The 23,643-nt window shown below is 62.1% G+C and carries 23 protein-coding genes and 1 tRNA gene; 8 read left to right on the forward strand and 16 right to left on the reverse strand.

From position 1 onward, the window contains the following. The first annotated feature begins 16 nt into the window (after positions 1 to 16). Both secY and KJP30_RS15275 read left to right on the forward strand, forming a co-directional pair. Complete coding sequence (secY, locus tag KJP30_RS15270; protein WP_218450209.1) at positions 17 to 1,384, forward strand: preprotein translocase subunit SecY; 1,368 nt, start codon at positions 17 to 19, stop codon at positions 1,382 to 1,384. Further along, entirely contained in the window at positions 1,381 to 2,025 is a 645-nt protein-coding gene (locus KJP30_RS15275; RefSeq protein ID WP_218450210.1) for an adenylate kinase, read from the forward strand. Before secY ends, KJP30_RS15275 begins: the two co-directional genes overlap by 4 nt. 59 nt (positions 2,026 to 2,084) lie before the next feature. On the opposite strand, the gene KJP30_RS15280 is transcribed toward KJP30_RS15275, so the two are convergent. Further along, positions 2,085 to 2,579, reverse strand: coding sequence for a BLUF domain-containing protein (locus KJP30_RS15280; RefSeq protein WP_218450211.1), 495 nt, complete (start codon positions 2,577 to 2,579; stop codon positions 2,085 to 2,087). Positions 2,580 to 2,777: 198 nt separating this feature from the next. Between KJP30_RS15280 and rpsM the strand changes: the two genes are divergently transcribed. From rpsM to rplQ, 4 genes are all read left to right on the forward strand, one after another. Further along, complete coding sequence (gene rpsM / locus KJP30_RS15285; protein ID WP_218450212.1) at positions 2,778 to 3,146, forward strand: 30S ribosomal protein S13; 369 nt, start codon at positions 2,778 to 2,780, stop codon at positions 3,144 to 3,146. Between the two features lie 15 nt (positions 3,147 to 3,161). Further along, a complete protein-coding gene (gene rpsK, locus KJP30_RS15290) occupies positions 3,162 to 3,554 on the forward strand; it encodes a 30S ribosomal protein S11 (protein WP_058247669.1) in 393 nt (130 codons plus the stop codon). 115 nt (positions 3,555 to 3,669) lie between these two features. Further along, the gene (locus tag KJP30_RS15295; protein ID WP_218450213.1) at positions 3,670 to 4,686 is read left to right on the forward strand and encodes a DNA-directed RNA polymerase subunit alpha; all 1,017 of its coding nucleotides are present in this window, start codon (positions 3,670 to 3,672) and stop codon (positions 4,684 to 4,686) included. 172 nt (positions 4,687 to 4,858) lie between these two features. After that, on the forward strand, positions 4,859 to 5,278 hold the full coding sequence (gene rplQ / locus KJP30_RS15300) for a 50S ribosomal protein L17 (protein ID WP_218450214.1): 420 nt from the start codon (positions 4,859 to 4,861) through the stop codon (positions 5,276 to 5,278). A 119-nt stretch (positions 5,279 to 5,397) separates the two neighbouring features. On the opposite strand, the gene KJP30_RS15305 is transcribed toward rplQ, so the two are convergent. The 3 genes from KJP30_RS15305 to dapF are packed head-to-tail and all read right to left on the reverse strand — an operon-like array spanning position 5,398 to position 8,105. Further along, positions 5,398 to 6,021, reverse strand: a complete 624-nt coding sequence (locus KJP30_RS15305; protein WP_218450215.1) for an FMN-binding negative transcriptional regulator — start codon at positions 6,019 to 6,021, stop codon at positions 5,398 to 5,400. A 3-nt stretch (positions 6,022 to 6,024) separates the two neighbouring features. Continuing rightward, complete coding sequence (gene mtaB / locus KJP30_RS15310) at positions 6,025 to 7,278, reverse strand: tRNA (N(6)-L-threonylcarbamoyladenosine(37)-C(2))-methylthiotransferase MtaB (protein WP_218450216.1); 1,254 nt, start codon at positions 7,276 to 7,278, stop codon at positions 6,025 to 6,027. Beyond that, entirely contained in the window at positions 7,275 to 8,105 is an 831-nt protein-coding gene (gene dapF / locus KJP30_RS15315) for a diaminopimelate epimerase (RefSeq protein WP_218450217.1), read from the reverse strand. The genes mtaB and dapF overlap by 4 nt, the downstream gene beginning before the upstream one ends. 128 nt (positions 8,106 to 8,233) lie before the next feature. Between dapF and KJP30_RS15320 the strand changes: the two genes are divergently transcribed. Continuing rightward, positions 8,234 to 8,309: transfer RNA gene (locus KJP30_RS15320), tRNA-Lys, on the forward strand. Positions 8,310 to 8,463: 154 nt separating this feature from the next. On the opposite strand, the gene KJP30_RS15325 is transcribed toward KJP30_RS15320, so the two are convergent. From KJP30_RS15325 to KJP30_RS15380, 12 genes are all read right to left on the reverse strand, one after another. Further along, on the reverse strand, positions 8,464 to 8,802 hold the full coding sequence (locus KJP30_RS15325; protein ID WP_218450218.1) for a tRNA-binding protein: 339 nt from the start codon (positions 8,800 to 8,802) through the stop codon (positions 8,464 to 8,466). A 10-nt stretch (positions 8,803 to 8,812) separates the two neighbouring features. After that, positions 8,813 to 9,874, reverse strand: coding sequence for a tartrate dehydrogenase (locus tag KJP30_RS15330; RefSeq protein WP_218450219.1), 1,062 nt, complete (start codon positions 9,872 to 9,874; stop codon positions 8,813 to 8,815). Between the two features lie 11 nt (positions 9,875 to 9,885). Beyond that, positions 9,886 to 11,334 (reverse strand): NAD-dependent succinate-semialdehyde dehydrogenase, encoded by a 1,449-nt coding sequence (locus KJP30_RS15335; RefSeq protein WP_218450220.1) that lies wholly within the window; start codon positions 11,332 to 11,334, stop codon positions 9,886 to 9,888. A gap of 122 nt (positions 11,335 to 11,456) precedes the next feature. After that, positions 11,457 to 11,948, reverse strand: coding sequence for an Lrp/AsnC family transcriptional regulator (locus KJP30_RS15340; RefSeq protein ID WP_218450221.1), 492 nt, complete (start codon positions 11,946 to 11,948; stop codon positions 11,457 to 11,459). An 18-nt stretch (positions 11,949 to 11,966) separates the two neighbouring features. After that, complete coding sequence (locus tag KJP30_RS15345) at positions 11,967 to 12,689, reverse strand: haloacid dehalogenase type II (RefSeq protein ID WP_218450222.1); 723 nt, start codon at positions 12,687 to 12,689, stop codon at positions 11,967 to 11,969. 3 nt (positions 12,690 to 12,692) lie between these two features. Continuing rightward, on the reverse strand, positions 12,693 to 14,048 hold the full coding sequence (locus tag KJP30_RS15350) for an aminotransferase class III-fold pyridoxal phosphate-dependent enzyme (protein WP_218450223.1): 1,356 nt from the start codon (positions 14,046 to 14,048) through the stop codon (positions 12,693 to 12,695). A 124-nt stretch (positions 14,049 to 14,172) separates the two neighbouring features. Then, complete coding sequence (locus tag KJP30_RS15355; protein WP_218450224.1) at positions 14,173 to 14,799, reverse strand: TetR/AcrR family transcriptional regulator; 627 nt, start codon at positions 14,797 to 14,799, stop codon at positions 14,173 to 14,175. Positions 14,800 to 14,804: 5 nt separating this feature from the next. Continuing rightward, entirely contained in the window at positions 14,805 to 16,115 is a 1,311-nt protein-coding gene (locus KJP30_RS15360; RefSeq protein ID WP_218450225.1) for a TRAP transporter large permease, read from the reverse strand. A gap of 3 nt (positions 16,116 to 16,118) precedes the next feature. Next, positions 16,119 to 16,607: a TRAP transporter small permease subunit gene (locus tag KJP30_RS15365; protein WP_218450226.1), complete on the reverse strand. Its 489-nt coding sequence runs from the start codon at positions 16,605 to 16,607 to the stop codon at positions 16,119 to 16,121. Positions 16,608 to 16,663: 56 nt separating this feature from the next. Further along, a complete protein-coding gene (locus tag KJP30_RS15370) occupies positions 16,664 to 17,656 on the reverse strand; it encodes a TRAP transporter substrate-binding protein (protein WP_218450227.1) in 993 nt (330 codons plus the stop codon). A 46-nt stretch (positions 17,657 to 17,702) separates the two neighbouring features. Then, positions 17,703 to 18,824, reverse strand: coding sequence for a M24 family metallopeptidase (locus KJP30_RS15375; protein ID WP_218450228.1), 1,122 nt, complete (start codon positions 18,822 to 18,824; stop codon positions 17,703 to 17,705). Between the two features lie 277 nt (positions 18,825 to 19,101). Next, positions 19,102 to 20,811 carry a PHA/PHB synthase family protein gene (locus KJP30_RS15380; RefSeq protein WP_218450229.1) on the reverse strand — a complete coding sequence of 570 codons (1,710 nt, stop codon included), beginning with the start codon at positions 20,809 to 20,811 and terminating at the stop codon, positions 19,102 to 19,104. Positions 20,812 to 20,990: 179 nt separating this feature from the next. Here KJP30_RS15380 and KJP30_RS15385 point away from each other — a divergent pair, with 179 nt between their 5' ends. Continuing rightward, positions 20,991 to 23,585: a cation-translocating P-type ATPase gene (locus KJP30_RS15385; RefSeq protein WP_218450230.1), complete on the forward strand. Its 2,595-nt coding sequence runs from the start codon at positions 20,991 to 20,993 to the stop codon at positions 23,583 to 23,585. Positions 23,586 to 23,643: the final 58 nt, after the last annotated feature.

Raw genomic sequence — 23,643 nt, forward strand, 5'->3', positions numbered from 1 at the left:
GAAAAGAGAGATCCGCATGGTATCCGCAGCAGAGCAAATGGCCGCCAACACCAGCTGGGCGGCGCTTGGCAAAGCAACCGACCTGCGCAATCGCATCTTCTTTACCCTCGCGCTACTGATCGTCTATCGGCTTGGCACCTACATCCCGGTTCCCGGGATCGACGGCGGTGCCCTGCGCGAATTCGTCGAGCAGGCGGGGCAGGGCGTTGCGGGCATGGTGTCGATGTTCACCGGCGGCGCGCTGGGACGCATGGGGATCTTTGCTCTGGGCATCATGCCCTATATCTCGGCCTCGATCATGGTTCAGCTTCTGACGGCCATGGTGCCGGCGCTGGAGCAGCTTAAGAAAGAGGGTGAGCAGGGGCGCAAGAAGATCAACCAGTACACGCGCTACGGCACCGTGGCGCTGGCGATCATCCAGTCCTACGGTCTGGCGGTCAGCCTCGAAGCCGGGGATCTTGTGACCGATCCCGGCTGGTACTTCCGGGCCTCTTGCATGATCACGCTGGTCGGCGGCACCATGTTCCTGATGTGGCTGGGTGAGCAGATCACTGCGCGCGGCATCGGCAACGGTATCTCGCTGATCATCTTCGTCGGCATTATCGCCGAGGTTCCGGCTGCGCTGGCACAGTTCTTTGCCTCGGGTCAGTCTGGTGCCATCAGCCCGGCCGTGATCGTGGGGGTGATCCTGATGGTCGTGGGGGTCATTACATTTGTGGTCTTCATGGAACGCGCGTTGCGCAAGATCACCATCCAGTACCCGCGCCGCCAGGTCGGCATGAAGATGACCGAAGCACAGCAATCGCACTTGCCGGTCAAGGTGAACCCGGCGGGCGTGATCCCGGCGATCTTTGCCTCGTCGCTGCTGTTGCTGCCGGTCACGATCTCGACCTTCTCGGGCGCCGGGGACACCGGCCCGATCATGTCGACGATCCTTGCCTATTTTGGCCCGGGACAGCCGCTGTACCTGCTGTTCTTTGGCGCCATGATCGTTTTCTTCGCCTATTTCTACACCTTCAACGTTTCGTTCAAACCGGACGACGTTGCGGACAACCTGAAGAACCAGAACGGTTTCGTTCCCGGCATCCGTCCGGGCAAGAAAACCGCGGAATACCTGGAATATGTTGTGAATCGCGTGCTGGTTCTCGGCTCGGCATACCTGACGGCGGTCTGCCTCATGCCCGAGATCCTGCGTACCCAATACGCCATCCCGTTCTACTTTGGCGGCACTTCGGTTCTGATCGTGGTCAGCGTAACCATGGACACCATTCAACAGGTCCAGAGTCATCTCTTGGCACATCAGTACGAAGGTCTTATTCAAAAGTCGCAACTGCGCGGCAAGGGTAAGAGCCGCAAGAAACGGGGGGCACCAGCGCGTCGATGAACATCATTCTTTTGGGACCGCCGGGGGCGGGTAAAGGCACACAGGCACGTATTCTCGAAGAGAACCGTGGCATGGTGCAACTGTCGACCGGTGACATGTTGCGCGAGGCCAAGGACAGCGGAACCGAAATGGGCAAGATCGTCGCTGACGTGATGGCCCGCGGTGAGCTGGTGACCGACGAGATCGTGATCGGCCTGATCCGCGAAAAGCTCCAGACGGTTGAGGCGCCTGGGTTCATCTTTGACGGTTTCCCCCGCACGCTTCCGCAAGCGGATGCGCTGGGCGAGCTGATGACAGAGATGGGGCAGACGCTGGACAAGGTCATTGAACTGGGTGTCGATGACGAGGTTCTGGTAAAGCGGATCACAGCGCGGTCGACCTGCGGGAGCTGCGGTGAGGTCTACAACGACATCACCAAGCCGATCCCCGAAGATGGCAAATGTGTGAAATGCGGCGGGACCGAGTTCAAGCGCCGCGCCGACGACAACGAGGAAAGCCTGCGGACGCGCCTGATGGCGTATTACAAGCAAACCTCGCCGCTGATCGGGTACTACTACGCGCTTGGCAAACACGCGAGCGTCGACGGCCTTGGCGACATCGCCGACATTCAGGCCGCAATCTCGGCGCAGCTTGACGGCTGATGTCGTCAGCAGTTGATCCAATGGGCCGCCATCGTGCGGCCCGTTTTCGTTTGTGCGCCTCAGCTTTCCGGATCGGTCAGCTTTCTCAGATGCGCCAGCAAGGTGTCGACAGGCATGATCCCGCGTTTCCCGCGGGCGAGGGAGACAAGGTTTTCTACCTCGACGTTGTCCCGGGTTTCTGACAGCCAGCCAGAGAAGCGGCGTTTGGTGATCCGATTACAGGGCCATTCCTGCACATCCCAGTGTCGCGTGTCGCAATGGATCGCCGACATAAGGGTCGCCAGATCCTTTTCCCGCCCCTCGGCAAGCTGGACGAAATGCTGATCGGTTCGGAAAAGGACGCCGGTTATTCCGTGCAAGGGGTTCTTGCGGCGGGTCGCGGCCAAAAGCTCTTGCGTCCCGCTGCTGTCACGGGCAAACGTCGCCGTACTGACGAAAAACGTCTGCGCCAGTGGCCCGGTTCCACGGCGCGCCTTGGCCGGGCAGCGCGCTTTTGAACCGGACGCATCCAGCCCCGCCCCTTGACTCAGGGGGCTGTCGAACCAATTTGACAAAGCCCGGGCTTTCGGACCTTGACGACCGAAACGAATCAACTTAGGCACGCGCATCTCTTACAGAGACTCCGAGCATGAGTGGGCCACCCCTGGCTCGGGGATATGATATCAGCGGTCACCCATTTGCGACAAGCCCGGGCTGACCTGTTGTGAAAAAAGGGCCTGGGGCTACGGGCTCGCAACGAAAGGAACTAGGACTTGGCACGTATTGCCGGCGTCAACATCCCGACCAACAAGCGCGTTCCGATCGCGCTGACATATATCCACGGCATTGGCCCCGCCACTGCCGAGGAAATCTGTGCTGCCACCAACATCGACGTCACCCGTCGCGTGAACGAGCTGTCGGACGCCGAAGTGCTGTCCGTGCGTGAGTACATCGACGCAAACCTGACCGTCGAAGGCGACCTGCGCCGCGAAGTTCAGATGAACGTCAAGCGCCTGATGGACCTCGGCTGCTACCGCGGCCTGCGTCATCGCCGTAACCTCCCCGTGCGCGGTCAGCGTACGCACACCAACGCTCGTACGCGCAAGGGCCCCGCAAAGCCCATCGCCGGCAAGAAGAAGTAAGGGAGGTCCACCGATATGGCACGTGATACCCGCCGTGGCGGCAAGAAAAAGGTCTCCAAGAACATCGCAGCAGGCGTTGCGCATGTGAACTCGACCTTCAACAACACCAAGATCCTGATTTCGGATGTGCAGGGCAACGCGATCTCGTGGTCGTCGGCCGGCACCATGGGCTTCAAAGGCTCGCGGAAGTCGACCCCCTACGCCGCACAGCTTGCCGCTGAAGATGCTGGCAAGAAGGCTCAGGAACACGGCGTGAAAACGCTGGAAGTCGAAGTGCAGGGCCCCGGTTCGGGCCGTGAATCGGCGCTGCGCGCGCTGGCTGCTGTCGGCTTCAACATCACCTCGATCCGTGACGTGACCCCGATCGCGCACAACGGCTGCCGCCCGCCGAAGCGTCGCCGCGTCTGATCCGAGGACCAGAGTTTAGCGGGGCCGGGTTTTTACCCGGCCTCGTTCCGTCGTTTGAAACCTCGGGCGTTGGTGCCTTCGGACATGGGGCACCGGCAGGTATGGAGGGAACTGCATGATCCACAAGAACTGGGCCGAACTGATCAAGCCGACGCAGCTCGACATCAAGCCGGGCGCCGATCCGTCGCGCATGGCGACTGTTGTCGCCGAACCGCTGGAGCGCGGCTTTGGTCTGACGCTGGGCAACGCACTGCGCCGCGTGCTGCTGTCGTCGCTTCAGGGGGCGGCCATCACCTCTGTGCAGATCGACAATGTCCTGCACGAGTTTTCCAGCGTGGCCGGTGTGCGTGAAGACGTCACCGACATCATCCTGAACCTCAAGGGCGTCAGCCTGCGTATGGAAGTCGAAGGGCCCAAGCGTCTTTCGGTGACCGGCAAGGGTCCGGGTGTTGTGACCGCTGGTGACATCGCGGAAAGCGCGGGCATCGAGGTCCTGAACCGCGAGCACGTGATCTGCCACGTCGACGAAGGCGCCGAAGTGTACATGGAATTCACCGTGAACACCGGCAAGGGCTATGTCTCGGCTGACAAGAACAAGCCGGAAGACGCACCCATCGGCCTGATCCCGATCGACGCGATCTATTCGCCGGTCAAGAAGGTCGCCTATGACGTGCAGCCCACCCGTGAGGGGCAGGTTCTGGACTATGACAAGCTGACCATGAAGGTGGAAACCGACGGTTCGGTCACGCCCGAAGATGCAATCGCCTACGCGGCCCGCATCCTGCAAGACCAGCTGTCGATCTTCGTCAACTTCGACGAGCCGGAATCGGCGCAGCGTCAGGACGACGACGACGGTCTCGAGTTCAACCCGCTTCTGCTCAAGAAGGTGGACGAGTTGGAACTGTCTGTGCGTTCGGCCAACTGCCTGAAGAACGACAATATCGTCTACATCGGCGACCTGATTCAGAAGACCGAAGCCGAAATGCTGCGCACGCCGAACTTTGGCCGCAAGTCCTTGAACGAAATCAAGGAAGTGCTGTCGGGTATGGGCCTGCACCTTGGCATGGACGTCGAGGACTGGCCGCCGGACAACATCGAGGACCTGGCCAAGAAGCTGGAAGACTCGTTCTAAGCGAACCCTGTCCCGGGCTTGACCCGGGACCTTTCGCCCCGAGGCCCCGGATCAAGTCCGGGGCAGGTGGGGCCGAAACGACCCGGGCATCCGCCCCAAGGAGAGCCGGTGACACGCATCGCCGGCCGGACAAAGCAAAACCGCCCGTAGAGGGCACATCTGGAGTAAGACAATGCGTCACGCAAAAGGTTACCGCCGCCTGAACCGTACCCACGAGCACCGCAAGGCGCTGTGGGCGAACATGGCCGGCTCGCTCATCGAGCACGAACAGATCAAGACGACCCTGCCGAAAGCCAAGGAACTCAAGCGCGTCATCGACAAGCTGATCACCCTTGGCAAACGGGGCGATCTTCACGCCCGCCGTCAGGCCGCAGCACAGCTGAAAGAGGACAAGGACGTTGCCAAGCTGTTCGAAATCCTCGGCCCGCGCTACAAGGACCGCAACGGCGGTTACTGCCGCGTTCTGAAAGCTGGCTTCCGCTATGGTGACATGGCGCCGATGGCGATCATCGAACTGGTGGACCGCGACGTGGACGCCAAGGGCGCAGCCGACAAGGCACGCGTTGCTGTGGAAGAAGAAGCCGCAGAATAAGTCCTTCACAGGCAAGATGACCAAGGGTCCTACCAGCGATGGTGGGGCCCTTTTCTTTTGCCGCGGTCTGGTGAGGCCGCGGTCTGGTGAGGCCGCGGTCTGGTGAGGCGGTGTCCGCGTCAGTCCCCTGCGGGTGGCTTCTGCATGAGGCGTGCAAGCTGATCCAGTTCGCTGCCGAACCCGCGGCTGACGGACTGGGCGGCGTTGAGCCGGGCATCGGCTTCTTTGTTCTGGTTCAGCTTGAAAGTGCTTTCGACCCCGGCGATCTCCAACCGGAAGGGCAGGATCATCCGCAGGAACTTGGCCTTTGTATCGGCGCTCATCTTGTCCATGGTCCAAGGTGCCTTGCCAATCAAGCGCCCCTCGTAGGCGGCGCTTTGCGCGGCCAGAACTGGTTCAAGCTCTTGGATCGGCAGCGGATGCAGAACGCCGGTCAGGTGGACGGCCACGTAATTCCATGTAGGCACCTGATCCTCGACGCCGTACCAATCGGGCGAGACATATCCGTCAGCGCCGCTGACAGCCAGCGTGGCGGGGCGTGGCGTGCGGCAAGCCCGGGCGATGGGGTTGGAGCGCACAAGATGCAGATGAGCCTCTGTACCGCCTTCTGACAGCAGGAAGGGCACATGGGATATCAACGGCGCGCCGTCTGTCGACAGCGCGAGCATGCCAAAGGCCCGGTCCCGCACCACGCTCAGCGCCGTTTCGGTTTCGGTTTGGCGGAAGGCGGGGTTGGGATGCATGTATCAGGCCGTCAACTGGGTGCCATCGACGCCGGTGATAATGGCAGAGACAATCTGCCCAACCGGCTGAGGCATGGCAAAGCGTACTTCGGTGAATTGTTCGGTCCGGCCCATGTCGGGCGCTTCCATAAGCACGGCGTGCGTCTGTCCGACCTGCGCCGCCAGATGCGTGGCCACCTGTGCATCGCCGGCGGCCCGCAGGCGCGCGGCCCGCTCGCGAATTACGGTGCCGTTGGTTTGCTGCGGGATGCGCGCGGCGGGCGTGCCGGGACGGGCCGAATAGGGGAAGACATGCAGCCAGGTCAGGTCGCAGTCTGTCACCAGTTTCAGCGAGTTCTCGAAATGGGCCTCTGACTCGGTCGGGAAACCGGCGATGATGTCCGCACCAAAGGTCATCTCGGGGCGCAGGCGGCGGGCCTCTTCGCAAAACCGGATGGCGTCGTCGCGCAGGTGGCGGCGCTTCATCCGCTTGAGGATCAGGTCGTCGCCATGCTGAAGCGACAGGTGCAGATGCGGCATCAGGCGCGGCTCGGTCGCGATGGCCTGCATCAGGTTTTCGTCTGCCTCGATCGAATCGATGGACGAGATCCGCAGGCGCGGAATATCTGTCAGCCGCAGGATGCGCATGACCAGATCGCCCAGTCTCGGCTCTCCGGGCAGGTCCGCACCCCATGAGGTCAGGTCCACTCCGGTCAGCACCACCTCGTTATAGCCCTGATCGCGCAGGCGTTTGATCTGGTCAACGACCACACCTGCGGGCACCGAGCGTGAGTTGCCGCGGCCGTAGGGGATGATGCAAAAGGTACAGCGGTGGTCACATCCGTTCTGGACCTGCACATAGGCCCGCGAGCGTGTCCCGAAGCCGTCGATCAGGTGCCCGGCCGTTTCCGTCACCGACATGATGTCGTTGACCTGAACCTTCTCGGTCTCGCCGATGAAATCCGCCGCCATGCCTTTCCAGGTTTCCGGCGCCATCTTTTCGGTGTTGCCGATGACGGCGTCGACCTCATCCATGGCGGCGAAACTGTCCGGGTCGATCTGGGCGGCACAGCCGGTGACGATCACGCGCGCGGTGGGGTTTTCGCGACGCAACCGGCGAATCTCTTGCCGGGCCTTGCGAACGGCCTCTTGCGTGACGGCGCAGGTGTTGACGATCACCGCATCTTCGACGCCCGCCTGCTGTGCCAGATCTTTCATGGCTTCCGTCTCGTAGGCGTTGAGACGGCAGCCGAGTGTCGTGAATTTGGGGGCGGTCATGGGTTTGCGTCCAGCCATGCGGCGGTAAAGCTGCCGTCAAAGACATGCGCGGTTGCGCCTGTCATCCAGACGCCATCCTCGCGCCAGTCGATATGCAGCGCGCCACCATCCAGATCAATCCGTACCTTGCGCCCGGTCAGCCCCCGCCGGGCGGCGGCGACAGCCGTCGCACAAGAAGACGAGCCCGAGGCCAGCGTCACGCCGACACCGCGTTCCCAGACCCGCATTCGCAGGTGGTCGGGGGCGATGAGGCTGGCGACCTGCACATTGGTGCGCTGTGGATACAGCGGGTGATGTTCATAGCGCGGGCCGAATTGCTCCAGCGGCACCGCCTCGGCGTTTTCGACGAAAAAGGTACAATGCGGGTTGCCCATCCCGGTTGCGGTGGGGCTGCCTTCGATGGGCAGTTCCAGCGTGTCCATGGCTTCGGCCAGCGGGATCTGGTCCCAGTCAAGCTGCGGCGGCCCCATGTTGACAGAGGTGATCCCGTTTCCCGCGTCGACCGCTTCCAGCGTGCCACGATCGGTGGTCAGGGTCAGGCGGTTCTCTCCGCTTTGGTCCATCAGGTGGCGCGCGATGCAGCGCGTGGCGTTGCCGCAGGCCGCCGAGGTCGACCCGTCGGAATTATAAAAGGTCAGGTGCGGCTGGTTGCCGTTCAGGCTGATCACGGCGAGCTGGTCGAAACCCACGCCGGTGTGGCGGTCGGCGATGGCCGCGATGCGGGTGGCCGAAAGCGGCGCCTCGCGTTCCCGCGAGTCGATCACCACGAAGTCATTGCCAAGCCCGTGCATTTTCATGAAGGGCAGGGTGCGCGCGTCCTGTGTCATGGCGGGGCATATACGCCTCTCAGGGACCTGTTTCCAGTGTTCGGAGGGGTTGATGAAAAAACCCGGAAAGAATTGTGATTTTTTGGGTTGACCCCGCCCCGCCATATTCATAGACACGCCGCCACAGTGGGCCGTTAGCTCAGTTGGTAGAGCAACTGACTTTTAATCAGTGGGTCGTAGGTTCGAATCCTACACGGCTCACCACTGAATCAAGGGCTTGGCCAGAGATGGCCAAGCCCTTGTTAATTTCAGCATTTGAAAGAGGGAAAAGCTGCCGCCTAACTTGCTTACCTGCTCTTCCGAGCGGTGGTTCGGCCGCCGCCCTGCGGTGCGGCGGCCGTTTTTCGAATCGTGTGGGTCAGAAAATTTCGCTACCCAGTATCGCGCTGTCGGTCGGCGTCAGTAGAATGGTCTGCCCAGATTCGTTCGGCACCCCCATGATGAGGATTTCCGACTGGAATCCGGCGATGTTGCGCGGTGGCATGTTGACGACGCAGACCACATACCGCCCGATCAGGTCGTCCTTGGCATAGTTGGTGATCTGGGCGCTGGACCAGCGTTGGCCCAATGCCCCAAAATCCACGCAGACCTTGTAGGAGGGATTGCGGGCGCGTGGGAAATCCTGAACCTCGGTGATCCGGCCAAGCCGCATTTCGACCTTGGCGAAATCGTCGTAAACGATCTGTTCTTTTTGCATGGCGGCGTTCTCAGTCCAGGGCGCCAAGGATGGCGGCCTCGGAGGTGGCGGTATCCGCGCTGCCGCCCAGATCGCGGGTCTTGGTTTCGGGGCGCTCAAGAGAGGTTTCGATAGCGCGTTCGATCTGCTGAGCGGCCTCTGTTTCGCCAAGGTGGTCCAGCATCATGGCGGCGGTCCAGACGGCAGCCACCGGGTTGGCCACGCCTTGTCCCGCGATGTCAGGGGCGGAGCCATGAACCGGCTCGAACATCGAGGGATATTTGCCCGAAGGGTTGATATTGGCCGAAGGCGCGATGCCGATTGATCCCGCCACCGCCGGGCCAAGATCAGAGAGAATGTCGCCAAACAGGTTGGAAGCCACCACAACGTCGAACCAATCGGGATGCAGGACGAAATGCGCGGTCAGGATGTCGATGTGAAACTGCGCCGTATCGATACCGGGATGGCGCGCCGCCGCCGCGGCAAAGCGTTCGTCCCAGAACGGCATGGTATGGATGATGCCATTCGATTTGGTGGCCGAGGTGACATGTCTTCGGCTACGTGTCTTCGCCAACTCAAAGGCGTAATCCATGATCCGGTCCGTCCCGCGCCGGGTCAGGATGCTTTCCTGTACGGCGGTTTCATGCGCCGTCCCGCGATACAACCGTCCGCCGATCTCGGAATACTCGCCCTCGACATTTTCGCGTACCACGATGAAATTGATGTCTTCGGGGCCCCGTCCTGCCAGCGGCGACGTGATGCCCCGCAACAGGCGCACCGGGCGGACATTGGCGAACTGGTCCAGCTCGCGCCGGAGCGGGATCAGAAGCCCCCAGAGCGAGACATGATCCGGCACCCCGGGATAGCCCACAGCACCTAGGTAGATGCTGTCAAAGTCCTGAATCTGGCTGATGCCGTCCTTGGGCATCATGGCGCCGGTCTGGTGATATCGCTGGCAGGACCAGTCGAAACTGGTCCATTCGATGCGAAAACCGTGGATCCCGGCCACGCGGTCGATGACTCGCTGGCCGACGGGCAGGACCTCGGTGCCGATGCCATCCCCAGGGATGGCGGCGATGTGATAGGATTTCATTGCGTCTCTCCTCAGGCGATGCCGCCAATATGCATGGTCTTGACCTCTAGATATTCCTCGATGCCGTGATGCGCGCCTTCGCGGCCCAGCCCGCTTTCCTTGATCCCGCCGAAAGGGGCGACCTCGGTTGCAAAGCCGCCGACATTCATGCCGATCATGCCGACCTCCAGCGCCTCGCCGACCCGAAAACTGCGGGTCAGGTCGTTGGTGTAAAGATAGGCGGCAAGGCCAAAGGGCGTGTCATTGGCGGCTTGAACGGCCTCTTGCTCGGTATCGAAACGGAACAGCGGCGCGACGGGGCCGAATGTTTCTTCCTGCGCCAACAGCATCCCGGCAGTGGCACCGGTGACAACAGCCGGGGTGATGAACCGGCTGCCTTCCTGCACGACGCCACCCGTGACGACGGTGCCGCCTTTGGCCGTGGCATCCCCAAGATGGCTGCGGATCTTGGCGATGGCGGCCTCGTTGATCATCGGGCCGATGTCCGTGTCCCCCATGCCGTCGCCGATGGTCATGGCGGCGACGCGGTCGGCGAGCCGGGCCGCAAATGCATCGTAGATGCCCGCCTGCACGTAGATGCGGTTGGCACAGACGCAGGTCTGCCCGCCATTGCGGAACTTTGACGCCAGAACGCCCTCGACCGCCAGATCCAGATCCGCATCCTCAAAAACGATGAACGGCGCATTGCCCCCCAGTTCAAGGCTGAGTCGTTTCATCGTGTCCGCGCTCTGCGCCATCAAGAGCTTGCCCACCCGGGTCGAGCCGGTAAAGGACAGCTTGCGCACCGCAGCGCTTTCGGTCAGCGCCTTGCCGATTGCCACGGCATCGCCCGTCACGATATTCACCGCGCCCGCCGGAAAGCCCGCGCGTTCCGCCAGAACCCCCAGCGCCAGCGCGGTGAACGGCGTGAACTCGGACGGTTTGATGACCACTGGGCAACCCGCCGCCAGCGCGGGGGCAATTTTGCGCGTGATCATGGCCGCCGGGAAATTCCACGGCGTGATGATGGCGCAAACGCCGACTGGCTGTTTCATCACAAGGATGCGGCGGTCGGCGGCGGGGCTTGGGATCATCTCGCCATAGACGCGCTTGCCCTCTTCGGCGAACCATTTGACGAAAGAGGCGGCGTAGGCGATTTCTGCGCGCGCCTCGGCCAGCGGCTTGCCCTGTTCCAGCGTCATCAGCGTCGCAAGATCCTCTTGCGCTTGCATGATCAAATCGAACCAGCGTTCCAGCCATGCCGAACGATGTGCTGCGGTTGTCCGGCGAAAGGTTTGGAAACAGGTCTCGGCGGCGGCAATCGCGCGTCGGGTTTCACTTTCGCCACAGATCGGAACGGTGCCGACAACAGAAAGTGTCGCGGGGTTGTCCACCTCCATCGTGGCGCCGCCGTCGGCGTCGATCCACGCGCCATCCAGCAGGTTCTGCTGCCGAAACAGCGTCTTGTCCTGAAGTTTCATCTTGGGCCTCTTGTGCATGTGCCAAGAGGTTAGCCGGATCGGGCGGTGCCTTCTGTCAAAGTGCAAAGGCGGCCTGTCACATCCTGCCGAAAATCTGCGGCCGGCAGCAGGATCTGCGGAGGTTAGTCGCGTTCGACCAGATCGCGCACGGGAATCGCATGGCGGGCGACCACCGGTTTGATCGCGATGTAGGAAAAATACTTGTCGATCCCCAGGTTCCGGTCCAGCAGATCTTCCATGATCTCCTGATACTGGGTGACGCCCCGCGCAATGAATTTCACAAGGTAGTCATAGCCGCCGCTCAGAAGGTGACATTCCATGACATGCGGGTGTTTGCGGATCTCCACCTCGAACTTGGTGAAATCCTTGCGGCGATGATCCGACAAGGTGATCTCGGTAAAGACGATGACATGCTCCGCCAGTTTGCGCAGGTTCAACTGCGCGCGGTAGCCGTCGATATATCCCGCCTTTTCCAGCCGCTTCACGCGTTGCAGGCAAGGGCTGGGCGACAGGCCCACCCCCTCGGCCAGGGCAACATTGGTGATGTTGCCCTGATCCTGAAGCGTGGACAGGATATTGATGTCGATCCGGTCGAGCCGTGGCGTGCCAACCATGTCCTGTCCCCGCCTGTCTTAGCCGGCCAATTCTGCCTGATGCGCGCGGACCATGTCCATCATGCTGTTAAAGCGGAAGTCATAGGTCGGCATGTCACCCGGGTTCATCGTGGCACCGAACCCTTCCTTGTCGTGGCGGCGGTAGATCCAGCAGTTCCGCAGCCCGTGCTTGTTGGCGGGCGCGTGGTCGTGGAACATGCTTTCGGCCGTGTGCAGGATGTCGTGCTTTTGGATGCCCTGCCGTGCCAGCGTTTCCAGCATGTAGTCGAAATTGCGGTCGGCGGGCTTGTAGCTGCCCACATCCTCGGCGGTGTAGACACCATCGAAATGCACGCCAAGACGCGCGTTCGACCCGGAAAAGGACAGGTTGTCCGTGTTGGTCAGCACCACCAGCTTGAAGTGCTGCTTGAGATAGGTCAGCGCGTCGCGGCTGTCGTCGAAAGCGGGCCACTGACGGACGGAGAGGCCATAGGCCACGCATTCCTCCCATGTGACCTCGACGCCCCATTCCTCGGCCAGCCTGCGGTACACGACGGGCAGCAGTTCGTAGTACTTCTTGGACGGCGTCCATTTCTGGGTGGTGGATTCGTAATAGGCGTGGGCCTCAAGGATATCGTCGCGGCTCAGGCTGCGGCTGACCTTGTCGGTCAGGGGTTTCAGCGCGGTGACCATGCCGGTTTCCCAGTCGATCAGCGTGCCATAGACGTCAAAGGTCAGGGCTTTGAAATCGCTCAGTTTCATGTGTCAGCCTTTCAGGTCTGTCAGGGTGTCGATAGTGGCGCGAAGACGGGCGATCAGCAGATCGACCTCGCCTTCGGTGATGCAGATGGGCGGGGCGAGGCCGATCACGTCGTCGGCAAAGGCGCGAAAGATCAGGCCATTGTCATAGCCAGCCTTTGCCAGCCGCGCGGCGACACCGGCGGACTTGGCGGGTTTGGCCTTGGTCGTCTTGTCGGTAACGATTTCCACCGCGGCCAACAGGCCCTTTGCCCGCACGTCGCCGACCAGCGGGTGATCCAGCAGGCTGCGCAGTTGTGTTTCGAAATAGGCACCGACGCGCTTGGAATTATCGATCAGCCCGCCTTCGTACAGCTTGATGACCTCCAGCGCGACGGCGGCGCTGACCGGGTGGCCAGAATAGGTGAAACCATGGCCGAAGGGCGTGCCCGCAGGGACCGCATCCGCCATCACCTGATAGATCCGGTCCGACACCATGACGGCCCCCATGGGCGCATAGCCAGAGGTCAGCCCCTTGGCCATCGTGAGGAAATCTGGCGTCAGCCCTTCGTGTTCGCAGGCAAACATCGGCCCCGTGCGGCCAAAGCCGGTGATGACCTCGTCGACGATGAACAGGATACCCAGGTCCCTGCATGTGTCCTGCATGGCCTTGGCATAGCCCGCGGGCGGGACGATCACGCCGCCGGACCCCTGCACCAGTTCCATGATAAAGGCGCCGACCTTGTCCGCGCCAAGTTCGGCCACCTTGGCCCGCAGGTTGGCAACACCCCGCGCAATGATCTGTGCGTCCGTCAGCCCATCGTTCCGATAGGGATAGGGTGAGGGGATATGATGCTGCCACGGCATCGGCAGGTCAAAGAGGTCGTGAAACACTGGCAGGGCGGTCAGCCCTGCACCGTTGGAGGTGGACCCGTGATAACCCTTTTCCAGTGCGATGACATGTTTCTTGTCCGGCTGGCCAAGCGCGTTGAAATAGTAGCGCAGCATACGAATGACCGTGTCTACGGCATCCGACCCGCCAAGCGTAAAAAAGGCATGATCCAGATCGCCGGGCGCCAGCTCGGCCAGCTTGGCCGCCAGTTCGATGGCCGGTTCGCTGCCGAAGTGAAAATAGCCGGTGGCATAGGGCAACCGCTTCATCTGTTCGGCGGCGGCCTCGATCACGCATTCATGACCATATCCCGCGTTCACGCACCACAGGCCCGCGAATCCGTCCAGCAGCTCGTTGCCATCGGCGTCGGTCAGGAAGACGCCCCTGCCGGATTGCATCACGGTCACGCCGCGCGCCTCGTGGTCGCGCATGGACACCACGGGATGCAGGTAATGGGCACGGTCTTTTTCGATCAGAGAGTTGGAAAGCATCTGTCAGGTCTCCGTTTGGCCTTTTCCCCAGCATAGAAAGGGTGGCCGGAAGGAAGCTGTGTATTCAGGGCGCAGACGGCAGGATTTGCCGAATGTCAGGGACGGGCGGCATTTTATGCTGCGCCTATGTCTCTGATTTTCGGGGGACCAGAACGGGACGTGCGCGTGTGAACCAGTTTTCCAGCATATTCTGAAAATAGGCGGGATCGCGGCGCCATTGGCTTTGAAAGGCCATGCCGCGCACAAGGCACATGAACTCGTTCATCATGGCGGTGCGTGTGGCGGTATCACATCCGAAATGCGCCAGTTCCACATGCCACACGTCGTTCAGTGCCTCGTTGAATTTGCGCGACTCGGCAGAAACAAAGGTCAGTTCCTCGGGATCCACCCGCGCCTCAGAGATGTAGTCCATCGAGACCTGAAAGATGCCGGTCTGATAGCGTTGCCAGATGTATTCGGTCAGCGCCTTGACCCTGTGCTGCCCCGGTTTCAGGTCGCGGGCAAAGATGCGCAGCAGGTCGGCCTCTTTTTCCAGCATGTCCGCATATGTTGCCTGGATCAGCGCGGCCCGCGTCGGGAAATGGTGCAGCAACGCGCCCCGTGACACCTTGGCCTTGGCCGCGATATCATGCGTCGAGGTATGCGCCAGACCTTTCTCCGAGATCAGCGCAAAGGCGGCTTTCAGGATACGGGCTTGCGTCGCGGCAGAACGTTGTTCCTGCGTGCGGCGGGGTTTTGTCGGCTCCTCCATGACACTCATCGTGACAGAGCCTCGGGCAACCACAAGGCAATTTGCGGAAAGATCACCATCAGCACGACTGCAAGGCACATCAACAGGAAGAAGGGCAGGGCATAGGCCGCGACCTTGTGGATCGGGACCCCGGAAAACCCCTGAATCACGAACAGGTTAAATCCGACCGGCGGCGTCATCTGGCCCAGTTCGATCATGATGACAAGAAAGATGCCGTACCAGATCGGGTCGAAACCCGCGCCGATGACCACCGGCAGGGTGATCGGCAGGCTCATCACGATGATCGAGATCCCGTCAAGAAAGAAGCCCAGCAGGATGTAAAAAACAGCCAGCGCCGCGATCAGCAGGTAGGGCGACAGGTCCAGCGCCTCGATGGCGGCGGCGATGTCGCGCGGGATGTGCATGTAGCCGATGGCCGAGGACAGGAAAGCGGCGCACATCAGGATGGCACAGACCATGCACGAGGTCTTGAGCGCGTTGACCAGCGACCCGGACAGCATCGACCGCGAGAGTTGGCCGCTGAGCCCGGCAAAGGTGAGCGCGGCAAAGACGCCGATGGCGGCGGCTTCGGAGGGGGTGGCCCAGCCAGTGTAGATCGACCCCAGAACCACGGCGATCAGGCCAAAGACCGGCGCAAGGTTGCGCAGGATGGCAAGGGGGCTGGCCTCGTCCGGGTCGATCTCGGATGCCGGGGCAAGATGCGGCGCTTGCAGGCATTTCGCGGCCAGATAGGCGGCATAAAGGCAGGCAATCATGATCCCCGGCAGGACGCCGGCGATGAACAGCTTGGCAATCGAAACCTCGGCCAGCACGCCGTAGATGATCAGCACGATCGAGGGGGGGATCAACAGCCCAAGACTGCCCGCACCCGCCAGCGATCCAAGGGCAAGGCTTTGCGAATAGCCGCGTTGGTTCAGTTCGTTGGTGGTGATCCGGCCCACGGTGGCCGTGGTGGCCGCGCTGGACCCAGAGACGGCGGCGAACAACGCCGAGCCCAGCACATTGGTATGCAACAGCCCGCCCGGCACCCGCGCCACCAGAGGCGACAACCCCTTGTACAGGCGTTCGGAAATATCGGTGCGGAACATGATCTCGCCCATCCAGATGAACATCGGCACCGCGGCCAGTTCCCAGGATGAGGCGCTGCGCACGATGATCCGGCTGGCGATGGCGCCGATCCGGTCCGGAGAGAAGCCTTGAAAGGCGAGCAGGGACAGCGCGGCGGCCGTGGCGAGGGCAAGAAACACCCACATGCCTGTGGCCAGTACCGCCAGCATGAGCGCAAAGACCGCCATGGCAATGGTGACGGGATCCATCTCTTAATTCTCCTGTTTGACAAAGGGGCGCAGCGCACACGCTGCCAGTTGCAGGACCAGCAGGCAGGCACCGGCGAAAACCACCATGTCCGGGATCCAGAGCGGCACCTCGGCCACGCTTTCGCTGACCGCGCCCCGGGTCCAGTTCTTGGCCATGTTGCGCCAGAGAAAGGTGCAGAAATACCCGCACAGCCCGGTGGCAAACAGCGCTACGGCGGTTTCCACGCCCAGACGCAAGCGCGGTGCCATCCGATCGGTCAGCAGGTTGACCCGGATCATGCCGCCATCCCGCAGGGTCCATGACAGCGACAGGAAGGTGATCGACAACACGGCAAAGCCGATGAATTCGTCCAGCACATGGGTCGAGGTGTCAAAGACCGAACGCAGCACGGTCTCTAACAGGATATGCCCCACCGCGTAGATCAAGACGCCGCCGGCGCAGATCAGCGCCGCAAAGGACAAGGCATCGACAAGGCGAAGCAGCAAGCGCAAGGGAGCCTCCAAGGGGGTTCCGTGGCGCGTATCCGGCGCCACGGTGGGATGATGGGTCATTGCGATTTGGCCGCGCCAAAGGCGTCGATCAGGGCCTGTCCCCGCGCACCGGTGCTGTCCAGCCAGTCGTCCAGCGCAGCCTTGCCCGCCGCTTGCAGCGCGGCGCGAAATCCGTCATCGGCGGCGGTGACGACCGTGACCTTGTTGGCGTCCAGATCGGAATAGGTGGCGGCCAGACGGTCGGGGATCGCGGCCCAGTTCAGATCGCGGGTCTCGGCCGCCGCATCAAGGATCGCCTGCTGTTGTTCCGACGTCAGACCGTCGAACACATCGCGCGAGATATGCACGAAATTCAGCGGGATCGCGTAGTTGTAGATCTCGGTATAAGTGTCGAAGTACTCCCAGAAACTGCTGGAGACGCCGCCCTCGGCCGAAGTCAGCACCGCATCGATGGCCCCGGTCGAAATCGACGGCACCACATCAGCCCACGACAGACGCACCGCTGCCGCGCCAAGGGCGTTCAGCGCCGTTGTGCCGTTCTTGTCATAGGTGCGGATCTTGACGCCGGACAGGGCGTCGGTGCTATCCATCGGCTGTTCGGACCAGATGCCAGACGGCGGCCATGGCGAGGCATAGAGCAGGATCTGGTTGTTCTCTTCAAAGACCTTTTTGAACTCGGGTTCCGCCACCTTGTACAGCAACTCGGCCTCTTCGACGGTGGTCACAAAGAAGGGCAGCGAAGACAGCAGGAACAGCGGGTCAATCCCACCCAATGCGCCGCCATAGGTGTCGGCGATCTCCAGCGCGCCTTCGCCCACGGCATCGAAATGGTCGGCGGATTTGTAGCCAAGCGCGCCGCCATAGTGCACCACGATCTCGACGCTGCCGCCGGATTTCTCGGCCACCAGCGCGGCAAAGCGGGCGTCGCCCACGCCATGGATCGAGGTCGCGGAATATTCGTTCGACAGGTTCAGCGTCACATCGGCGGCAAAGCTGGCGCTTGCGGCCATGGCCAGCGCCGCGGTGCCGGACAGCAGGATATGTTTCATGTCATGTCTCCTTGTTGGTTTGGTCTTGTTCTTTTTTTGGGGGGGATCAGCCGGTCAGAGTCATCGCAGAGATGTCGCGCGGCAGATGGGTCAGGCACTCATAGCCGTCGGCGGTGATCAGCACGGTGTCGGAATGGCGAAAGCCGCCCTGGCCGCGCCAGTAGATGCCCGGCTCGATGCTGATGACCATGTTCTCTTGCAGGATGTCGTCGCTGCCTTCGGCGACCCATGGCCCCTCGTGGCCACCCATGCCGATGCCATGGCCGGTGCGGTGCAGCAGGTTGTCGCCAAACCCTTCGGCGCGCAGAAAGCTCATAACCTTGTGGTCGACATCATGGCAAGAGACGCCCGGCCCGATCGCGGCAAAGCCGATGCGGCCCGCCTCGACCATGGTTTCGAAAACCTCGGCATCCTGTCGGCTGGGCTGGGTGACGAAAAAAGTGCGTTCGGTTTCGGCCGAGTAGCCGTTCACCCGCAGGAACGACAGGCCCACGTTCGGCCCGGCCCCAAGCGTATCGGACGGTTCTGGAAACCTGTGCGGCTGGGCGCTGAACGGCGCGGCCCAAAGTCCCTGCCAGACGCTGGAGGTATAGGGGTCCAGATGCCCTTCGGCGGCGATGATTTCCTCGCGCAGCAAGGCATTGGCATGGTCGGTTTCGGAAATCCTGCGCCCGACCGCCGCCAATCCCATGGCCAGTTCCAGACCTCGGTCCGAGTACGTCGCGGCGCGCCGGATGGCATTGACCTCTGTCGGGCTCTTGATGGCGCGCAGCCGTTCGACCAGCGGCAGAACCTGCGGCGACCATGCGGACAGGGCCACCAGCAACTCGCCGGTGATCATCATCTCGACGCCGACCGTGGCACCGGTTGGCAAGATGCTTTGCAGCGCCTCAAGATAGCTGCCGCCGGCGGGGGCGGGATAGTCGATGTATTCCACCAAATCATGCGGCACCGCGATCGTCGCCATGTTCTCGGCCTCGATCCGGGGCGTCAGGAACAGCGGCTTTTGACCCGGGCGGACAACGATGAAGAACGGCCGTTCGAAAGGTTCGTACCGAAACCCGGTGAAGTAATAGATGCTGTCCTTGGTCGAGATCAGGAAAGCATCCAGTCCGATGGCAGTTACGGCCTTTTCCAGATTGGCAAGACGGGTGGCGTGCTCGGTCATGACTTCTCCAAGTTAAAAGCAAGCTGGACTGTTTGTTATTTGAGGCGTTCCGCAACGCGGTTTCTGCCGAACTTCGGTGTCAAACGGCGGAATGTGCTGAAAGTGAACTCTCGGACGGCATTTCCTGCCGCTCCCCGGTTGCGGTGCGTCCGGCGGATTCGTCCGGCTGATCGACGTCGCAGGACATGCAGTTGTTGGCCGACCAAAGGTATGGTCGGCGCAGCGAGACAGGTTGGCCACCCTTGGGACGTGCTCCGTTAGGGGGCGCGCCGGGCCTTTATTTTTGCAGCACAAAGGTGCCGGGTGCGGGCATCAAAGGCGGCAAGCCGTCTTCGGACCGGCCCAGCGGCGGCGAAGCAATTATCTCACCGCTGCTTTTCCCGCCCAGCCATTCCACCCAGACGGGCCACCAAGAGCCTTCGACCGGTTCGTGGCGGCCGATCCATGTGTCCGGGTCCATGTACTTTCGCCCGGGGGGACGGTGGCCTATGCGATAGTGGCGGTGGCCGTGCCCGGGAACGCTTAGCACGCCGCTGTTGTGCCCGCCCGAGGTCAGGACAAAACTCAGGTCGCCATCGGTGAACAGCGCGGTCTTGTAGACGGACCGCCATGGCGCGATGTGATCCTTTTCAGTGCCCAGAACGAAAAACGGGGCTGTGACGTCCTTGAGCGCGATCACCCGGCCTTCGACGGAAAAGCGCCCGGCTGTCAGCCGGTTTTCAAGGAACAGTCCACGCAGGTATTCCGAGTGCATCCGATAGGGCATCCGCGTGGCATCCATGTTCCAGGCCGCCATGTCGAACATCTGCTCCTCCTCGCCCAAAAGGTAGCGTCGCAAAAGGCGGCTCCAGACAAGGTCACGGGACCGCAGCGCCTGAAAGGCTCCGGCCATCTGCGGGGCGTCCAGATAGCCCTTGTCCCACATCATGTCTTCAAGAAAGGCGATCTGGCTGTCATCGACAAAGAGCATCAGCTCGCCCGCCTCGGAAAAGTCGGTTTGCCCCGCCAACAGCGTGACCGAGGCCAGCCGGTCATCCCCGTCGCGGGCCATTGCGGCGGCGGTGATGGCAAGGATCGTTCCGCCAAGGCAATATCCACAGGCATGGACCTTGCGCGCGCCGGTGATCTTTTGCACCGCGTCCAGCGCCTCGACCACGCCGCGACGGCGATAATCCTCCAACGAAAGGTCGCGTTGATCGGCGGTTGGGTTGCACCATGAGATCGCAAAGACCGTATAACCCTGCGCCACCAGATGCGCGATCAGCGACTTTGGCGGGCTGAGGTCGAGGATGTAATACTTCATGATCCACGCTGGTACGATCAGCAGCGGTTCAGCATGCACCCTGTCCGTCTGCGGCGTGTATTGGATCAGTTCGAACAGGTCGTTGCGATAGACCACCGCGCCGGGCGTCACGGCCAGATCCTTGCCAACCTCAAAGCCCTCTTCGTCTGTCAAAGGAAGCTGCGAGATGTTGCGCAGCGTGTCCTCGGCCATGTGTCGGGCGCCTTTCACGAAATTCATGCCCCCCATCTGCACGGTCTTTTCGACGACCTCGGGGTTGGTCAGCGGGAAATTGGACGGAGACATCATGTCCAGCCCTTGCCGCACCATGAAATTCACCCGGTCGGCGCTGATCTTGCGCATGCCGCGCAGCTCGGACGTGGCCTCGTTCCACCAGTCTTCCTGAGCAAGGAATATTGTTTTCCAGAACTTGAAGGGCGGCATGTCCCAACCGGGGTGATCGAACCGGTGATCCCCGGGGGCGGGTTGTGGACCCTCGCCATGACCGGCGACCGCCAGAGCGGTGTCAGCAGCTTTGCGCAGCGCATCCTGCGTCAGCGCGTTAATGCGGCCGGGGGAGGTGCCAAGATGGGACATCCAGTCCATCCACGCCGCCGCAGCAGCATGCGGGGACAGCCCTCCGGTGATCCGTGCGCTGGCGGCGCGCAACGCGCGGTCCAGCGTCTTGCTGTCGGTCTGTTCCATGTCGCCCGTTTTTGTTCACGCATCGTGTTTCCGGTCCGCCCGGCGCGTCGCCGACCAGCCCCGGTGCCGGGCATAACAGCATTGCAGGGGCGGCAGCTTGACCCACGTCAAATGCCTGCGGAAACCTTGTGCTAAGGCTGCACCGTAAGTGACGCGAAAGGGCGGCAGGAGTGGGTGCCATGACGGACGGGACAGCGCAGGGACTGACCTCGCAAGAGGCGGCACGGCTGCTGCACGAGGTTGGGCCCAACCAACTGGCCGAGCAAAAGCCTGTCTCGCGCTGGACGATCCTCTTTCGGCAATTCACCAGCCTGCTGATCGTAATGCTGATCGTTGCGGCGGGGATCGCAGCAGTGCTGGGCGAAACCGTGGATGCCGTGGCCATCCTGCTGGTCGTGCTGCTGAACGGGATATTGGGCTTTGTGCAGGAATGGCGGACGGAAACCGCCCTTGCAGCCCTGAAGAACATGCTGGCAACCGAAGCGCGGGTGGTTCGCGACGGCGTGCAAATGATGATCGACACCCGCCAGATCGTGCCCGGCGACCTTGTGATCCTCGACAGTGGCGACAAGGTGCCTGCCGATCTGGTCCTGACGTCCGGCATGCGGCTGAAGGTGGACGAAAGCATCCTGACCGGCGAGTCGGTGCCCGTGGACAAGGCCATGGGCGACAGGGACGTACTGTTGTTCATGGGATCCAATGTTGTGGCAGGCCGCGCCGAAGGCATCGTGCGCGCCACCGGCACACGGACAGAATTCGGGCATATCGCCGAACTCACCGCTTCGATCGACGTGGGCCAGACGCATCTTCAGGCGCAACTGGCGGGTTTAGCGCGGTTGCTTGGCGGGGTGGCGGTGGGACTTGCCGCCATGGTGTTGCTGGCGGGGTTGTCGGTCGGACGCGGTCTGGAGGAGATGTTCCTGACCTCGATCGCGCTTGCGGTGGCCATGGTGCCCGAAGGATTGCCGGCGGTTGTGACGATCACGCTGGCGCTGGGCGCCTCGGCCATGTTGCGGCGGCAATCTCTGGTGCGGCGTTTGCAAGCGGTGGAAACGCTGGGCGCGGCCACGGTGATTTGTACCGACAAGACCGGAACACTGACTGAAAATGCGATGACCGTCACCCGGCTGTGGACGCCCGGGCGAGCCTATGACGTGACCGGAACCGGCTATGATCCTGCAGGCCATGTCGCGGTAAATGGCCAACGGGTAAGGGCCGGGGATGACCGGCGTCTGGCGGAACTGGTCGATGTGGCAATGTCCTGCAACCATGCGGAACTGTCCCATCGGGACGGGCGATGGCACATGGTTGGCGACCCGACCGAGGGCGCGCTTGTCACACTGGGCTACAAGGCGTGGTTCGCCCTTCCCGATCCTGCGACGCGGCTGGCGGAAATCCCCTTTGACGCGGACCGCAAGCGCATGAGCGTGGTCATGCGGCGTGACGCGGCGCTGATCCAGATGGTCAAAGGCGCGCCCGAGGCGGTGCTGGACGTCTGCGACCGGGCCTTGATCGAATCCGGCGAGGTTGCGTCCTTGTCCGCTGACCGCCGCAAAGCCATCGAGGCAGAAGCCGCGCGCATGGCGTCGAACGGACGCCGCATTCTGGGCTTCGCGCGGCGCGAAGTCTCTGATCCGCTGTCCGGGGAAGAGTCGCTAATCTTTGTCGGACTGGTCGGCATGATCGATCCGCCCCGCCCCGAGGTGAAACAGGCTATCAGCCTCTGCCATAGCGCGGGGATCCGCGTGGTGATGATCACCGGCGACGCGCCGCTGACCGGCGGTGCCATCGCGCGCGAGATAGGGCTGCCGGTAGATCATGTCCTGACCGGTGGTGATCTGGACCAGATGACGGACGAGGCGCTGAATCAGGCGCTGGAGAGAGATACTCATTTTGCCCGTACCGCTCCGGCCCACAAGATGCGCCTTGTCGAGGCCTTGCAACGGCGCGGCAACCTTGTTGCGATGACGGGTGACGGCGTTAACGACGCGCCCGCGCTGCGGCAGGCGGACATCGGCATTGCCATGGGGCAGCGCGGCACCGACGTGGCCAAGGATGCCAGCGATCTTGTTCTTCTGGATGACAATTTCGCAACCATCGTCGGTGCGGTCGAAGAAGGCAGACGGCAGTTCGCCAACATCCAGCGGTTCGTGCGGTATCTGCTGGCGTCCAACGCGGGCGAGGTGGTGGCCATCGTGGTCAACCTTTTCCTTGGCGGCCCGCTGGTCTTTCTGGCGACGCAGATCCTCTGGATGAACCTTGTCACGGATGGTGTGACGGCGGTGGCGCTGGGCATGGAAAAAGCATCGCCCGACCAGATGGATCAGCCCCCCGTGCCAAAGGACCACCCGATTCTTGATCTGGCGGGGTTGGGCATGATCGCCTGTTTCGGGCTGTATACCGGCGGGGTCAGTCTCTGGCTGTTCTACAGCCACATGCCGCAGGGCGAAGATCTGGCCCGGACCATGGCCTTTACCGCGATGGTGCTGTTCGAAAAGGTCAGCGTCTTTGCCTTCCGCTCGTTCCGGCTGCCTCTGTCGGGGATCGGATACCTGTCGAACCGGGCGCTGCTGATTGCCTTTGTCGCCACGATGGCCATGCAGGTGGCCGCGGTCTATTGGCCGCCGCTGCAACAGGTGTTGCGCACTGTGCCGCTGGACTGGGGGCAGCTTGGCCTGCTTGGGGCCTTGGCCCTGCCGCTTGTGATCATGCCGGAAATCGTAAAACACATCCGCCGGGCGCGGTCAGGGGGGCTTTCCTTGTCAGCGCGTTGACCTGCGTCAACGAAGGGCCGCCGCCTTGAGCTATCCTGTTCCACCACATGGGAGGTGG

The organism is Antarctobacter sediminis (assembly GCF_019218285.1).
GTDB classification, from domain to species: domain Bacteria; phylum Pseudomonadota; class Alphaproteobacteria; order Rhodobacterales; family Rhodobacteraceae; genus Antarctobacter; species Antarctobacter sediminis.